Annotated in this window: 15 protein-coding genes and 1 tRNA gene; 6 read left to right on the top strand and 10 right to left on the bottom strand. The window is 64.9% G+C overall.

Features of this window, described 5'->3' with window-relative positions; translation table 11 throughout:
- Nucleotides 1-130 precede the first annotated feature (130 nt).
- The 3 genes from typA to ACVIYL_RS09770 all read left to right on the top strand — a co-directional run bounded on the left by typA (nt 131) and on the right by ACVIYL_RS09770 (nt 4,254).
- Nucleotides 131-1,957, top strand: a complete 1,827-nt coding sequence (gene typA, locus ACVIYL_RS09780; RefSeq protein WP_016847242.1) for a translational GTPase TypA — start codon at nt 131-133, stop codon at nt 1,955-1,957.
- A 164-nt stretch (nt 1,958-2,121) separates the two neighbouring features.
- The gene (locus ACVIYL_RS09775) at nt 2,122-3,372 is read left to right on the top strand and encodes a flavin monoamine oxidase family protein (protein WP_456778390.1); all 1,251 of its coding nucleotides are present in this window, start codon (nt 2,122-2,124) and stop codon (nt 3,370-3,372) included.
- Nucleotides 3,373-3,414: 42 nt separating this feature from the next.
- Nucleotides 3,415-4,254 (top strand): DUF3883 domain-containing protein, encoded by an 840-nt coding sequence (locus ACVIYL_RS09770; protein ID WP_310882843.1) that lies wholly within the window; start codon nt 3,415-3,417, stop codon nt 4,252-4,254.
- 6 nt (nt 4,255-4,260) lie between these two features.
- On the opposite strand, the gene ACVIYL_RS09765 is transcribed toward ACVIYL_RS09770, so the two are convergent.
- The 3 genes from ACVIYL_RS09765 to ACVIYL_RS09755 all read right to left on the bottom strand — a co-directional run bounded on the left by ACVIYL_RS09765 (nt 4,261) and on the right by ACVIYL_RS09755 (nt 6,648).
- Nucleotides 4,261-4,668, bottom strand: a complete 408-nt coding sequence (locus tag ACVIYL_RS09765; protein WP_310882842.1) for a thiol-disulfide oxidoreductase DCC family protein — start codon at nt 4,666-4,668, stop codon at nt 4,261-4,263.
- Nucleotides 4,669-4,726: 58 nt separating this feature from the next.
- Nucleotides 4,727-6,055: an SDR family oxidoreductase gene (locus ACVIYL_RS09760; protein WP_456778389.1), complete on the bottom strand. Its 1,329-nt coding sequence runs from the start codon at nt 6,053-6,055 to the stop codon at nt 4,727-4,729.
- Between the two features lie 125 nt (nt 6,056-6,180).
- A complete protein-coding gene (locus tag ACVIYL_RS09755; protein WP_456778388.1) occupies nt 6,181-6,648 on the bottom strand; it encodes a DUF2269 family protein in 468 nt (155 codons plus the stop codon).
- A 374-nt stretch (nt 6,649-7,022) separates the two neighbouring features.
- Here ACVIYL_RS09755 and ACVIYL_RS09750 point away from each other — a divergent pair, with 374 nt between their 5' ends.
- Both ACVIYL_RS09750 and ppa read left to right on the top strand, forming a co-directional pair.
- Complete coding sequence (locus ACVIYL_RS09750) at nt 7,023-7,532, top strand: GNAT family N-acetyltransferase (RefSeq protein ID WP_028343770.1); 510 nt, start codon at nt 7,023-7,025, stop codon at nt 7,530-7,532.
- 165 nt (nt 7,533-7,697) lie between these two features.
- Nucleotides 7,698-8,228 carry an inorganic diphosphatase gene (gene ppa, locus ACVIYL_RS09745; RefSeq protein WP_028337382.1) on the top strand — a complete coding sequence of 177 codons (531 nt, stop codon included), beginning with the start codon at nt 7,698-7,700 and terminating at the stop codon, nt 8,226-8,228.
- Between the two features lie 154 nt (nt 8,229-8,382).
- On the opposite strand, the gene ACVIYL_RS09740 is transcribed toward ppa, so the two are convergent.
- Genes ACVIYL_RS09740 through ACVIYL_RS09730 form a run of 3 tightly spaced genes read right to left on the bottom strand, consistent with a single transcriptional unit; the run spans nt 8,383 to nt 9,916 of the window.
- Nucleotides 8,383-9,267, bottom strand: coding sequence for a bifunctional methylenetetrahydrofolate dehydrogenase/methenyltetrahydrofolate cyclohydrolase (locus ACVIYL_RS09740; RefSeq protein ID WP_456778387.1), 885 nt, complete (start codon nt 9,265-9,267; stop codon nt 8,383-8,385).
- A 1-nt stretch (nt 9,268) separates the two neighbouring features.
- On the bottom strand, nt 9,269-9,604 hold the full coding sequence (locus ACVIYL_RS09735) for a DUF167 domain-containing protein (protein WP_016847251.1): 336 nt from the start codon (nt 9,602-9,604) through the stop codon (nt 9,269-9,271).
- A gap of 21 nt (nt 9,605-9,625) precedes the next feature.
- Complete coding sequence (locus tag ACVIYL_RS09730; protein ID WP_016847252.1) at nt 9,626-9,916, bottom strand: YggT family protein; 291 nt, start codon at nt 9,914-9,916, stop codon at nt 9,626-9,628.
- 297 nt (nt 9,917-10,213) lie between these two features.
- On the opposite strand from ACVIYL_RS09730, the gene ACVIYL_RS09725 reads away from it, so the two are divergent.
- Nucleotides 10,214-10,289 (top strand) — tRNA-Ala (locus ACVIYL_RS09725).
- A gap of 110 nt (nt 10,290-10,399) precedes the next feature.
- Here ACVIYL_RS09725 and ACVIYL_RS09720 read toward each other — a convergent pair.
- The 4 genes from ACVIYL_RS09720 to ACVIYL_RS09705 form a co-directional block, all read right to left on the bottom strand.
- Nucleotides 10,400-11,209 (bottom strand): enoyl-CoA hydratase, encoded by an 810-nt coding sequence (locus tag ACVIYL_RS09720; RefSeq protein WP_347341491.1) that lies wholly within the window; start codon nt 11,207-11,209, stop codon nt 10,400-10,402.
- A gap of 116 nt (nt 11,210-11,325) precedes the next feature.
- Entirely contained in the window at nt 11,326-12,135 is an 810-nt protein-coding gene (locus ACVIYL_RS09715) for a glutamine amidotransferase (protein WP_310882838.1), read from the bottom strand.
- A gap of 146 nt (nt 12,136-12,281) precedes the next feature.
- Nucleotides 12,282-13,061, bottom strand: a complete 780-nt coding sequence (locus ACVIYL_RS09710; protein ID WP_253605615.1) for an SDR family NAD(P)-dependent oxidoreductase — start codon at nt 13,059-13,061, stop codon at nt 12,282-12,284.
- A 226-nt stretch (nt 13,062-13,287) separates the two neighbouring features.
- A complete protein-coding gene (locus ACVIYL_RS09705; RefSeq protein WP_016847256.1) occupies nt 13,288-13,791 on the bottom strand; it encodes a tellurite resistance TerB family protein in 504 nt (167 codons plus the stop codon).
- Nucleotides 13,792-13,854: the final 63 nt, after the last annotated feature.

The following is a 13,854-nucleotide window of genomic DNA, read 5'->3' as shown; positions in this document are numbered from 1 at the left end:
GTGATGCGTCCCCGTCAAATTTCTTGGGTATGAGCGTGATCCGGGCCCGAATGGGCCACGCGAGCGAGCGGCCGGCCAAACTGGTCCGGCGAGATCGCGCATCTGCCATTGCACGACCAGAAGAAGAGCCATGAACCTTCGCAACGTCGCCATCATCGCCCACGTCGACCACGGCAAGACCACCCTCGTCGACCGCCTGCTGCAGCAATCCGGCACCTTCCGCGAGAACCAGAAGGTCACCGAGCGCGCCATGGACTCCAACGACCTGGAGCGCGAGCGCGGCATCACCATCCTGGCCAAGGCCGCCTCGGTGCAGTGGAAGGACATCCGCGTCAACATCGTCGACACCCCCGGCCATGCCGACTTCGGCGGTGAGGTCGAGCGCATCCTCAACATGGTGGACGGCGCGCTGGTGCTGGTCGACGCCGCCGAGGGCCCGCTGCCGCAGACCAAGTTCGTGGTGTCGAAGGCGCTCAAGATCGGGCTGAAGCCGATCGTCGTGATCAACAAGGTCGACCGTCCCGACGCACGCCCGACCGAAGTCATCAACGAGGTGTTCGACCTGTTCGCAGCGCTCGACGCCTCCGAAGAGCAGCTCGACTTCCCGATTCTGTACGGGTCGGCCAAGCAGGGCTGGATGGCGGAGAGCCCGGAGGGTCCGAAGGACCTCGGCATGCAGCCGCTGTTCGACCTGATCGTGCGCCATGTCGAGCCGCCGAAGGTCGAGGAAGGTCCGTTCCGCATGATCGGCACCATCCTCGAGGCCAACCCCTATCTCGGCCGCATCATCACCGGCCGCATCTCCTCGGGCTCGATCAAGCCGAACCAGCAGGTCAAGGTGCTGTCCGCCGACGGCAAGCTGATCGAGAGCGGCCGCCTGACCAAGATCCTCGCCTTCCGCGGCCTTGAGCGCACCCCGCTCGAGGAGGCCGAGGCCGGCGACATCGTCGCGATCGCGGGCCTCACCAAGGGCACCGTCGCCGACACCTTCTGCGATCCCACCGTCGAGACGCCGCTGCCGGCGCAGCCGATCGATCCGCCGACGGTGTCGATGTCGTTCATCGTCAACAACTCGCCGCTCGCCGGCACCGAAGGCGACAAGGTGACCTCGCGCATGATCCGCGACCGCCTGATGCGCGAGGCCGAGGGCAATGTCGCGCTGCGCGTCGTCGAGGCCGCCGACAAGGATTCCATGGAAGTCTCCGGACGCGGCGAATTGCAGCTCGCGATCCTGATCGAGACCATGCGCCGCGAGGGCTTTGAGCTCTCGGTGTCGCGCCCGCGCGTCGTGCTGCAGAAGGACGAGGCGACCGGCGCCTGGCAGGAGCCGATCGAGGAAGTCGTGATCGACGTCGACGAGGAGCATTCCGGCGTCGTCGTGCAGAAGATGAGCGAGCGCAAGGCCGAGATGATCGAGATGCGCCCCTCCGGCGGCAACCGCCTGCGGCTGGTGTTCTACGCGCCGACCCGCGGCCTGATCGGCTACCAGGGCGAACTGCTCACCGACACCCGCGGCACCGCGATCATGAACCGCATCTTCCACGGCTATGCCGCTTACAAGGGCGAGATCCAGGGCCGCCGCAACGGCGTCCTGATCTCCAACGACCAGGGCGAAGCGGTGGCCTATGCGATGTTCAAGCTGGAAGACCGCGGCCCGATGATGATCGAGCCGGGCTGGAAGGTCTACAAGGGCATGATCGTCGGCGAGCACACCCGCGACAACGACCTCGAGATCAACGTGCTGAAGGGCAAGCAGCTCACCAACATCCGCACCACCTCGAAGGACGAGGCGGTGCGCCTGACGCCGCCGATCCGGATGACGCTGGAAAAGGCGCTCGCCTATATCGAGGACGACGAGCTCGTCGAGGTGACGCCGAAGTCGATCCGGCTGCGCAAGAAGCACCTCGACCCGAACGACCGCAAGCGCGCCGAAAAGGCCAAGGAAGCGGTGGCGTAAGCTGTCATGCCCCGGTTCGACCGGGGCATCCAGTACGCCGCGGCCCATCAGTTCAATCGCTACTGTCTCTGGAATACTGGATCACCCGCCTTCGCCTGCGCGGGTGATGACAGTCATGCATGTGGCGGCTTCAGGCCCGGCGGCGGACGTGCTAGAGCCGGGACATGACTTCCCCTCCCTCCACGGTCGATGTCGCCATCATCGGCGCCGGCGCCGCCGGCCTCGGTGCCGCGAATGCGCTGAAGGACTCCGGCCTCTCCACGATCGTGCTGGAAGCCCGCGACCGCCTCGGCGGCCGCGCGCATACGATTCAGGCCGCGCCTGACGTGGTGTTCGACGTCGGCTGCGGCTGGCTGCACTCGGCCGACCGGAACAGCTTTGTCGGCATCGCCCGGCAACTCAACTTCGAGCTCAACAAGGACTTGCCGCCGTGGCGCGAGCGCGCCTACGGCGAGGCGTTCCCGCAGGCCGCTCGCGACGACTTCACGCACGCACTCGACCAATTCTACGACCGCATCGAGCAGGCGGCGCGGCACGGCATGGACTGCCCGGCCAGCCTGTATCTCGAGCCCGGCAACCGCTGGAACCCGATGATCGATGCGATCTCCACTTATGTGAACGGTTGCGAGCTCGACCAGGTCTCGATCCTCGACGTCGACGCCTATGAGGACACCGACATCAATTGGCGGGTGCGGCGCGGCTACGGCGCGCTGGTCGCGGCCTATGGCGCGCAGGTGCCGGTGGCGCTGAACTGCGAGGTCAGCCTGATCGATCACTCCGGCAAGCGGATCCGCATCGAGACCTCGCGCGGCGCGCTTGAGGCGGACAAGGTGATCGTCACCGTGCCGACCAACCTGATCGCCGATCAGACGATCCGCTTTTCGCCTGCACTGCCGGACAAGCTCGACGCCGCGCGCGGCCTGCCGCTCGGCCTTGCCGACAAGGTGACGCTGGCGCTCGCCGAGCCCGAGGCGCTGCCGAAGGAAGGCAATCTGCGCGGCGCCACCATGCGCACCGAGATGGGCACCTATCACATCCGCCCGTTCGGCCAGCCCTGCATCGAAGGTTTCTTCGGGGGCCGTTTTGCGCAACAGCTTGAAGATGCCGGCGACGGCGCGATCGCCGCGCACAGCATCGACGAGATCGTCTCCTTCCTCGGCAATGATTTCCGCCGCAAGCTGAAGCCGCTCAGCGAATCCCGCTGGGCCCACGACCCGTTCGCCCGCGGCTCGTACTCGCACGCACTGCCCGGCCACGCGGACAAGCGCGCCGTACTGGCCGCGCCGGTCGACGGCCGGCTGTTCTTCGCCGGCGAAGCGACGTCGCCGGAGTTTTTCTCGACCGCGCACGGCGCGCGGGACTCGGGAGAGCGGGCAGCGAGGGAAGTGGTGGGTGCGGCTGGCCCGAAGACCTGACGAAGACTGGACGCCGATAGAGGATTAGTCCATTTTTCGGGCATGGCAGCAGGGGAGCGAAAAGATTGGACGGACGACGAGCTCGACCTCATCGTCGCCGACTACTTCTCGATGCTGAACGACGAGTTGCGTCGTGCACCTTACGACAAGACCCAGCACCGACGGGTGTTGATGGGTCAGATCGGCCGAAGCAACAGCTCCATCGAATTCAAACACCATAACATTTCAGCGGTCCTTCAGCTGCTCGAAATCCCTTGGATTAACGGATACAAGCCCAGGGCTCATTTTCAGAAATCAATTGTGGGCGCAGTCGAACGATACATTACCAATCATCCCGCCGCCCTTCATCCGGAGCTGCTGCTGTCGAACGAGATCGGCGAGCGACCACAGCTCTTCCTGGAGCCGCCGCCTGAGCTCGCGAATAAGGCGCCCCGTCCTGACGCGGCTCAACGCCTTATCCGAAAGTTCAATCCCGCCGAACGTGATTTTTTGAATCGCAAGTTAGGGCATGACGGCGAGCAAATTGTCTTTCATTTTGAACGACAGCGGCTCCGGGCGCTCGACCGATCTGACCTTGCCAAAAAGGTGAGGTGGGTTTCGATGGAGGATGGCGATGGTGCCGGCTACGATGTCTTGTCGTTCGATGCTCAAGGCAAGGAGAGATTTCTGGAGGTAAAGACTACTGTCGGTTCGCAGACTGCGCCTTTCTATATGACCCGCAACGAGCTTTCGTTCTCAAGGGAACGACCGAAAGAGTTTCGGATTTGCCGCTTGTATGATTTCTTGAAGGCCCCAAAAATGTTCGAGTTGGCACCTCCGCTGGAAAAACTAGTTTCGCTCGAACCTCTGTCGTATGAGGCTTCGTTCAATAGCCGCGATTGAACGCATTTACTCCAGCACTCTCGCCCGCATATCCGCGTCGGGCACGAAGCACGTCTCGTATTTCCCGAAGATCTTGTACCGGTGGCGGGCGATCAGGCTGTAGAAGGCGTCGCGCAGCGGCTTGGGGACCGCGAACAGCGTGCGGGTCCAGCCCCAGCCGGGCAGATGGCTCAGCACCGTCAGCGCCGCGTCGGATTTCATGTAGGCGACGCCGCCATGGACGACGGCGTTGGTGTCGGGGTCGTCAGGATCGATGCCGAAGGTCTTCGCCAGCCGCGTGCCGTAGCCGGACTGGATCGGCGTGAAGCGAAAGCGGCGTGCCGTGTCGCGGGCGATGACGAAGCGGACCCAGCGCGAGCAGAAGATGCAGACGCCGTCATAGAGGATCACGTCGTCGTCGGGCCAAGTGCTCATATCGATTCCCTCAACGCGTTTTCTTCACGCGAACCGGTTCCCACTTCGCTCGAAAACGCTACCGGTTATCCAGGATCAACAGCGCGACCAGCATCAGCACGATCGCAGGTCCCGTCTTCACCAGCGCGCCGAGCGGCTCGATCCAGAGATCCGGCGTCAGGATCGCCGATCCCGCCATGTAGCCGAGCGAGGCGATGATGCCTGCGATCAGACCGAACGCCGCGGTGCGGCGGATCGCGATCAGCACCCCAATGCTCATGTCCATCAGGCTGGTCAACACCGTCACCGGCCCGACCAAAGCCGGCGGGAAATGGTGCGCACGCAAAATGCCTGCCGCGGCGTCATAGGAGATCACCAGCGCGATGAAGCCGGATGCGACCCAGAACAGCACGAGGCTTACGAAGATCAGTGCCTTGATCAAAAACAGCCGCGCGAACCATTTGTCCTGAATGGTCGCGGGGCGCCCGCCGACCGCTTGCGCGATTGTCTTCGGCACGATGCCGGTCGCTTGCATCCAGCCTGCGGGATCGCCGGTGACGCCGCGGCGCAGCTCGGCGATCGCGGTGGAGCGCAGCGGCGGCAGCCAGCCGAGCCGGCTTGCGAGATCGCCGAGACGGGCGCCGAGATCGATCAGGAACGGCGGCGTCGCGATCCGGACATGCTTTGCCGTGCCGAACGACCGGCGGAACTGGGCGATGACGCCGCCGAGCGAAATCGGCTGCTTCTGCATCAGGTCCCAGGTCACCGATCGCACCGCTTCATCGGCGACATCGCGCGCCGCAAGCCAGGCGATGGTGGCGGCGATATCCTCGACTGCAACCGGCTGGAACGGCGTCGCGGCCTCATTGGCCGGCAGATCGACCGGCAGCGCCGCCAGCGCGCGCAGCATGGCGCTGCCGCCATAGGCCGACGGCGCGATCACGAAGCCCGGACGCAGGATTGCATGGGGAATCCCGGACGCCACGATCAGCCGTTCGGCCGCGCGCTTGGTGGTGCTGAAGGCGGTGCGGTCCGCATCGGCCGTGCCGGGAATCGAGATGTGGACGAGACGGATGGCGCGGTGGCTGTCACCGATCGCCTGCAACAGCCGCGCGACGAGGTCGCAATGCACCGCGCGGGTGTCGCTGCCCGGGCCATCCTGCAGCACGCCGAGGCAGTTCACGACGATGTCCACCTCATGCGTGCGAAGCAGCTGCGTCAGCGCCGCGGCATCCATCGACATGACAGGCAGCTCGAGGTCGGCCGCGCTCATCTTTTGCGCCGGCGTGAAATGCCGCGCGACCCCGATCACGTGTAAGCCGCGCGCCCTCAGATCGTCGGTGATCGTGCGCCCGATCAGGCCCGAGGCGCCGAGCACGAGGATGTTGTGTGATGCGTCGTCACTCATGAGGCCCCAGACTATTTGGCGTCATTCCGGGGTGCGAAGCGAACCCGGAATCTCGAGATTCCCCGATGCGCAATTGCGCATCTGCGGTTCGATGCTTCGCATCGCCCCGGAATGACGACACTGCGCTAAAATGGTTTCGCGATCATCAGCCAGAGGATGATCATCACGGAGCCGAAGCCGGGAATACCGAACAGGAACCAGCGGCGAAACAGCGCAAAATAACGCGGCGGCAGCGGAAGACCTTTTTCGACGGCCGCCCGCGCGAGATTGCGCATCTCCATCTGCATGAAAACGACGGGAACCCAGAACACGCCGGCCAGCGCGTAGAGCGCAAGCGAAACCGCCAGCCAGCGCTCGGTGATGCTCGTTGCCGACAACAGCATCAGCAGTCCGCCGCTCACCGGCTGAAGCAGCACGGCACTCAGCGTGAAGATCATGTCCGCGATCACGACGGTCGCCGCTGTGCGCGCGATGAACGCCACATCCTGCGTGCGATGCGCCGCCAGCATGAAGAAGGCGATGCCGGTCCCGGTGCCCAGGATCACGATGGCGCCGAGCACGTGCAGATATTTGATCAGGAAGTAGAGCGTCATCGCAGTCCGCTCGTAATCAGGCCAACTTCGGCGCGCACAAATACCGCCGCTGCCATAGGCCGGTCGGGCGCGAAAATCCACTGCGGCGGCGCAGGCGTGGCGCGGTCGGAGTACCCACATCGCGTCTGGATTAGCCCGCAGAATCCTGGCCGCGAATCAGCCCCCGAATGAGCTTTTTCCAACTATGGCAGTGTCATATTGCGCTCGCGATACACGCTTTGCACAGCTCCGGATCGGCGGTTGGCCGCTTGAACTCCGGCAAGTGTCCTCTTTCGGAACAAGTTCTCACGACACTGATGCAAAAAATCCACAGATTAACCGATAATTAACGATGGACCTTGAAGGCGGCCCGCCGACTTGCTTTGATTACAGGCATGAGCACAACGCTAATCGAGGTCCGGCCGGCCAAAGCTGCAGACGCGGCGGCGGTGGCGTCTACCCATGACGAAGCCTGGCGCTCGGCGTATCAGGGAATCATCCCCGGCGCCGAACTCGAAAAGCTGATCAATCGCCGCGGCCCGCAGTGGTGGGACAGCGCCATCCGCAAGGGCAGCCGCGTCAGCGTGCTGGTGTTCGGCGACCGGGTCGCAGGCTACGCCAATTACGGCCGCAACCGCGCCCGCAGCCTGCATTTCGAAGGCGAGATCTACGAGCTCTATCTGCGGCCGGAATTCCAGGGGCTTGGCTTCGGCCGGCGCCTGTTCGCCTCCGCTCGCCGCGACCTGATGCAGAGCGGCCTCAAGAGCATGGTGATCTGGGCGCTCTCCGACAACGAGCCGGCAACCGAGTTTTACCGTGCGCTGGGCGGCCGGATGGTGGCGCGCTCCTCGGAGCGGTTCGGGCCCAAGTCGCTCGACAAGGTCGCTTTCGCCTGGGCCAACTGAAAATCCTGCTTCTCTCGCAGCTGCAGCAAGGCTAAACCAGCCTCAAGCGCTGCGCGCGTCGGCCAGCCCGGCCCCAAGGCCGGGCCGGGAGCCGTTTCGCGGCCCGGCGGCGCCAACCAAAAAATCACATCGTTCTCAACTTCCAGAGGCCACGCGGAGCAATCCATGCGTATCGACGCCATATCGATCGGAAAAAATCCGCCCCACGACGTCAACGTCATCATCGAGGTTGCCGTCGGCGGCGAGCCAATCAAGTACGAAATGGACAAGGAAGCCGGCACGCTCGTGGTGGACCGCTTCCTCTACACGCCGATGCGCTATCCCGGCAATTACGGCTTCATCCCGCACACGCTGTCCGGCGACGGCGATCCCTGCGACGTGCTGATCGTCAACACCCGCGCGATCGTGCCGGGCGCGGTGATGAGCGTCCGGGTGGTCGGCGTGCTCCTGATGGAGGACGAGGCCGGCGGCGACGAGAAGATCATCGCGGTGCCGTCGTCGAAGCTGACCCAGCGCTACGACAAGGTGCAGAACTACAGCGACCTGCCCGACATCACGCTGCAGCAGATCCAGCACTTCTTCGAGCACTACAAGGACCTCGAGAAAGGCAAGTGGGTGAAGGTGCTGCGCTGGGGCGACGCCGACGAAGCCCGCAGGCTGATCCTCGAAGGCATCGAGCGCGCGAAGAAGAAGTGACTAACCTCGCCCCGCTTGCGGGGAGAGGTCGGATCGCATGTAGCGGAGCGGAATGCGATCCGGGTGAGGGGGTACAGGTCTTTCGACAATCCCACCTCGGAGAGGGGCCCCTCACCCCAACCCTCTCCCCGCAAGAGCGGGGCGAGGGAGCATTTCACACCGCCGGCGCCGGCAGGCCGGCAATCGCGCAGGCGGCGCGCAGCGTGTTGACCAGGAGGCACGCCACCGTCATCTGCCCGACGCCGCCGGGCACCGGCGTGATTGCGCCGGCGACATTGAGCGCTTCCTGGAACGCGACATCGCCGACCAGCTTCGGCTTGCCGCCGGGCACCGGAATGCGGTTGATGCCGACATCGATCACCGTCGCGCGCGGCTTCAGCCAGTCGCCCCGCACCATCTCGGGCCGGCCGACCGCGGCATAGACCAGATCGGCCTGGGCGCAGAGCCTTGGCAGATCGCGCGAGCGCGAATGCGCGATCGTCACCGTCGCGTTCTCGTTCAGCAGCAATTGCACCAGCGGACGACCGACCAGATTGGAGCGGCCGATCACGATCGCGTTCATGCCCTCGAGCGAGGCGTGCACGCTCTTGGTCAGGATGATGCAGCCGAGCGGCGTGCAGGGCGACAGTGCCGCCAGGCCCCCGGCGAGCCGGCCGGCATTGTCGGGGTGCAGGCCATCGACGTCCTTGGCCGGATCGATCGCGTTGATGACGGTCTCGGTGTGCAGCGACTTCGGCAGCGGCAGCTGCACCAGGATGCCATGCACCATGGGATCGCGGTTGAGCCGCGCGATCAGCGCCAGCAGATCGGCCTGCGACACATCCTCCGGCAGCTTGTGCTCGAACGAGGCCATGCCGGCGACCTGGGTCTGGGTGTGCTTGCTGCGGACATAGACCTCGCTCGCGGGATCATGGCCGACCAGCACGACGGCGAGCCCCGGCGTGAGCGCATGGTCGCGCTTGACGCGGGCGACCTCGTCGGCGACGCGGGCGCGAAGCTCGGCGGCGATGGCTTTTCCGTCGATGATGCGGGCAGTCATGTCAGTCCCTTGTCTGCTGGTTCGGCTTGGCCGCCGTCAGCTTCCTCAATGTATCGCCGAGCCCTTTCGGATCGCCGTCCACCGCGACCTGCTTGAGCCGCGAGGTGGCGCCGGACAACAGCTTCACCCTGGCTTTCGGCACGCCAAGCGCCTTGGCCAGCAGCTCAGTCACCGCACGGTTGGCCTCGCCGCCCTCAGCGATGGCGCGCACCCGCACCTTCACCACCGAACGGCCGTTGGCCAGCGTCTCGATCCCGTCGATGTCGTCGCGGCCGCCGCGCGGCGTCACGCGCAGCGCGATGCTGATGCCCTCGGTGGAATAGCGCCACGGATCCATCAAGGCCCCGTCGAGAAAGGGTCAGATCACGTTGGGATAGATGTAATAGGCGATCACCCGCTGGATGAACATGATGATCAGGATCACGATGATCGGCGAGATATCGAGCCCGCCCAGATTCGGCATCACGTTGCGGATCGGCCGCAGCACCGGCTCGGTGATCCGGTAGAGGAACTCGGCCACCGCGGAAACGAACTGGTTGCGCGTGTTGACCACATTGAAGGCGACCAGCCAGGACAGGATGGCGGAGGCGATCAGCAGCCAGACATAGAGGTCGAGGATGATGATGACGATGTCGAGAACAGCGCGCATATGAGGGGGGCTCGCGGGTAAGACAACCGATTGAGGCGCAACGAGACCGGACTGAGCCGCCATCGCGCTTCTTGTTTGAGCGGGATCGTTTCGGAAAACCGCTATGCGCTGGGCGCTCGCGCGGTCCGCCGGGTCGGGATCACGCCCTAGATATCGGTTCATCCCCCCGCAAACAAGGGAAGTTCCCGGCGGGACGGGCCGAAAACCGCGCTTTCACCGTTCTTGACTTGACCTTGGGCGGGACTGTAAATGGCGCCCGACTGACGGCCGGGATACTCAGCAACACCCGGCCGCGATGGGGCCATAGCTCAGCTGGGAGAGCGCGTCGTTCGCAATGACGAGGTCGGCGGTTCGATCCCGCCTGGCTCCACCACGCTTCGCCCTTCGGGCTACGCGTGGCGCAGCCGCGCAGGAGCCTGGAGGGCGAAGCGTGGTGTCCGGCGAAGCCCAAAGGGCGAAGACGGACTTTGTCCGTTAGCCCCCTCACGTCCCCGTAAACCTTGGCGGCCGCTTCTCCACAAAGCTCGCGACGCCTTCCCTGAAATCATTGCCCTTCAGCGCGATCTGCATCTCGCGGTTGGCATCGATGGTGGCTTCGGCGAGCGTCTGGAACGGCACGTCGTAGATCTGGCGCTTGATCACAGCGATCGCGCTCGGCGAGACGAAATCGGCGAGGTCGCGGGCATAGGCATAGGTCTCCTCGCGCAGCTTCTCCGGCGAAGAGAGCCGGTTGACGAGGCCGATGCGCAGCGCCTCCTCGGCCGACACCCGCCGCGCCGACATCAACAGATCGAGCGCATTGGCGTGGCCGACGATACGCGGCAGCATCCAGCTGATGCCGTGTTCGGCGATCAGGCCGCGCCGCGCGAAGGCGGTGGTGAACACCGCGGTGTCGGCGGCGAAGCGCAAATCGCAATAGAGCGCGTGAACCAGGCCGATGCCGGCGGTGGCGCCGTTGAGCATCGCGATCACGGGCTTCCGGATCGCGGGGTAGTAGGCGTAGCGCGTCTGCCAGTCGGCGCGCCGGTTCATGTCGAACGGGATATTCTCGCCGCGCCTGACCTCGTTGGGATCGATTCCCTTCAGCGCGTCCATGTCGGCGCCGGCGCAGAAGCCGCGGCCCGCGCCGGTCAGCACGATGACGCGAACGTTGTCGTCGTTGGCCGCCGCCTCCATCGCGTGGCGCACGTCGCGCTCCATGATCGCGGTCCACGCATTCATGCGATCGGGGCGGTTGAGCGTGATGGTCGCGATCCTGTCGCTGACCTCATAGAGGATGTGCTCGTAGCTCACGGCGATCTCCCTGTGCCTTGTTGTTATTGATACGCGCGGCGATGCGGCCTGCGCGCGGCGGCCGACAGTAGCACATTCACCAGAACGAAAAGCCGGCGCGAAATTCCGCGTGGCGGCTATTCCGCGGCCTGCAGCAGCTGCCGCTGCGGCACGCGCGCGATCCAGCCGTCGATGAAATGCTTCAGCCACGCGCGCTCGGCGGCATCGTGGACGGCACGCTCGGCGAAGTGCAGATGGCCCGGCTGTGCGCCCGGCGAATCCATCCGCGCGCAACCGAGCGTGGTCCAGCGATGCATCATCGCGTAGGTCACGTCGGGGTGGAATTGCAGGCCGAAGGCGTTGCCGAACTCGAACGCCTGCACCGGGAAATCATCGCCCGCCGCGAGCAGGTCGGCGCCGGCGGGCAATTGAAATCCCTCGCCGTGCCAGTGATAGACCCGCGCCGGCCAGTCCGGGCAGAGCGCGCGGCCCGCCTCGGTCGGCCTGACCGGATAATAGCCGACCTCGACACGGCCTTGCGGATGCGGCGCGACCTCGGCGCCGAGCTGCCGCGCCAGCATCTGCGCGCCGAGGCAGATGCCCAGAAACGGACGCTGCTCGCGCAGCGGAACGGCGATCCAGTCGATCTCGCGCCGCACATAGTCGTCGCCATCATTGGCGCTCATCGGACCGCCGAAGATCACCGCGCCGGCATGCGCGTCGAGCGTTTCGGGCAGCGCGTCGCCGAAGCGCGGGCGGCGGATGTCGAGGCGGTAACCCAGCGCGCGCAGGGCGTTGCCGATCCGGCCGGGAGTCGATGTCTCCTGATGCAGCACGATCAGCACCGGCCGCAGCGGGGTCTGGTCCGAGATCTCAGCCGTGACCACGGTCGGCCTTCGGCTGGCGAAGGGCACCACGACACGGCTTTGGTCAGACCGGAACGACATTGCCTCTGCTTAAAGTTTCGGCACGTAAGGCGCGATCATAGCTAAGTGGTCGTTAACATCGTGTGAGTTTGCGCACACCCAGGCGAAGCAAATCCCGGGCCAGAAACAGCCTTAATGGCGACGAGTGGGACGCTTTTCAGGGACAGCTAGCGCTTGCGGAGCTGAAATCCGCCGACCGCCGTCAGGATGAAGGAGCGCGGAAACAGCCGGAGCAGAAACGGCACCAGCTTGATGAAGGCGCCGGGCAGCACCGCGCGCTTGTTGGCCATCAACCCGCGATAGGCCTGGCGGGCCACCTCTTCCGGCGTAACGTTGAGGATGGCGGAATCGAATCCGGGGGCAAACCCGGCGCGATCCTGAAACTCCGATGGTACCGGGCCCGGGCAACACACGGTGACACGCACGCCCTGCGGCGCCAGCTCACAGCGCAACGCCTCGGTAAACGACAACACATAGGCCTTGCTGGCGTAGTACACGGCCATGCCGGGGCCCGGCAGAAATCCGGCGATCGAGCCGAGATTGAGGATGCCGCCGCGGTTGCGGATCAGCTGGTCGGCAAAGCGCAGCGTCAGATCGGTCAGCGCGCGGATATTGACATTGATGATGTTGAGCTGCTCGGCGCGGTCGCGCTCGATGGCGCGGCCGAACAGGCCGAAGCCGGCATTATTGACGAGAAATTCGACCTCGACCCCGGCGTCGGTCAGGGCCTGCGCGATCCGGTCGCCCGCATCGGCGTGCTGGAGATCACAGGGGATCACAATCGGCGCTGCGCCGCCCTTGGCCCCGAGCTCGTCGGCGAGCGCCTTCAGGCGGTCGGCGCGCCGCGCCACCAGCGCCACACGGTGACCATTCGATGCAAACACGCGCGCCAGTTCGGTGCCTATGCCCGCCGATGCCCCGGTTATCAGCGTCACACGCTCGGTCACGTTTCAAACTCTTACTGCAAATTCTAGTGAGGTCCCCAACAAGCCGACGAGAGCATAGGCATGCGGTGGGACGCAAGCCGTGTGTAAGCTTGTGGACAGCGGCGAGGCACTGGTTTCGTGATGAAACGCCAGATTTTCAGTCGGATCGCCCACAATCGCGGCGGACATTAAAATTTCGTCATCCGTGATACCGGTGACGATGCGTCCGCCGGCGCGGGCAATCGCGTCAGATTGCGGCGTCCGCCGTGCCCCATGGGCCCTTTGGCAGCGCCGCCTGCTTCTCGGCGACCCGATGCTTGAGATCGATGCGGTCGCGCGAGGAAATGCCGAGCAGATCGGCGGCGCGCCAGACCACATTGTCCTCGAACTCGCTGACCTGACCGTCGGCATAGACCAGCTCCCACATCATCTCGACGATGCGCAGCCGTCCCTCCTCGTTCACCGAGCGCATGATGACGCTGGTAAAGTGATAGAGATCGACGGCCTCGCCCTCGACGCGCATGGCAGAGGCGATCAGCTTGTCGGCCGCGCCGCGGTCGAGCTGGAAACGGCTCTCGATCAGGCCGTGCAGCTTGCGCGTCTCGGCAGGCGTCGGCTCGCCGTCCAGCGAGACGACGTGCACCAGCAGCGCGGTCGCCGCCAGGCGATAGTCGCCGTCATCGAAGGTGCGGTCGGCCTGGGCGTCGGGGGAAACGATATCGGCAATGAATTGGCGAAGTCCGTCGAGCATCGTTCTCTCTGTGGAATGCAGCCTGCCTGAATTGAGCGTGATCTTTCCGGCTATCAAGTTTTC

The organism is Bradyrhizobium sp. USDA 3315 (genome assembly GCF_054056795.1).
This window is presented reverse-complemented; position numbering and strand designations above follow the sequence as displayed.

Bases quoted from the DNA above. Each gene is read 5' to 3' on its own strand.
- ACVIYL_RS09740 (WP_456778387.1), bottom strand. From the start codon at position 9,267: ATGACTGCCCGCATCATCGACGGAAAAGCCATCGCCGCCGAGCTTCGC.
- ACVIYL_RS09765 (WP_310882842.1), bottom strand. From the start codon at position 4,668: ATGAGCACTTGGCCCGACGACGACGTGATCCTCTATGACGGCGTCTGC.
- ppa (WP_028337382.1), top strand. From the start codon at position 7,698: ATGCGTATCGACGCCATATCGATCGGAAAAAATCCGCCCCACGACGTC.
- ACVIYL_RS09705 (WP_016847256.1), bottom strand. From the start codon at position 13,791: ATGCTCGACGGACTTCGCCAATTCATTGCCGATATCGTTTCCCCCGAC.
- ACVIYL_RS09775 (WP_456778390.1), top strand. From the start codon at position 2,122: ATGACTTCCCCTCCCTCCACGGTCGATGTCGCCATCATCGGCGCCGGC.
- ACVIYL_RS09730 (WP_016847252.1), bottom strand. From the start codon at position 9,916: ATGCGCGCTGTTCTCGACATCGTCATCATCATCCTCGACCTCTATGTC.
- typA (WP_016847242.1), top strand. From the start codon at position 131: ATGAACCTTCGCAACGTCGCCATCATCGCCCACGTCGACCACGGCAAG.
- ACVIYL_RS09715 (WP_310882838.1), bottom strand. From the start codon at position 12,135: ATGTCGTTCCGGTCTGACCAAAGCCGTGTCGTGGTGCCCTTCGCCAGC.
- ACVIYL_RS09770 (WP_310882843.1), top strand. From the start codon at position 3,415: ATGGCAGCAGGGGAGCGAAAAGATTGGACGGACGACGAGCTCGACCTC.
- ACVIYL_RS09755 (WP_456778388.1), bottom strand. From the start codon at position 6,648: ATGACGCTCTACTTCCTGATCAAATATCTGCACGTGCTCGGCGCCATC.
- ACVIYL_RS09760 (WP_456778389.1), bottom strand. From the start codon at position 6,055: ATGAGTGACGACGCATCACACAACATCCTCGTGCTCGGCGCCTCGGGC.
- ACVIYL_RS09735 (WP_016847251.1), bottom strand. From the start codon at position 9,604: ATGGATCCGTGGCGCTATTCCACCGAGGGCATCAGCATCGCGCTGCGC.
- ACVIYL_RS09750 (WP_028343770.1), top strand. From the start codon at position 7,023: ATGAGCACAACGCTAATCGAGGTCCGGCCGGCCAAAGCTGCAGACGCG.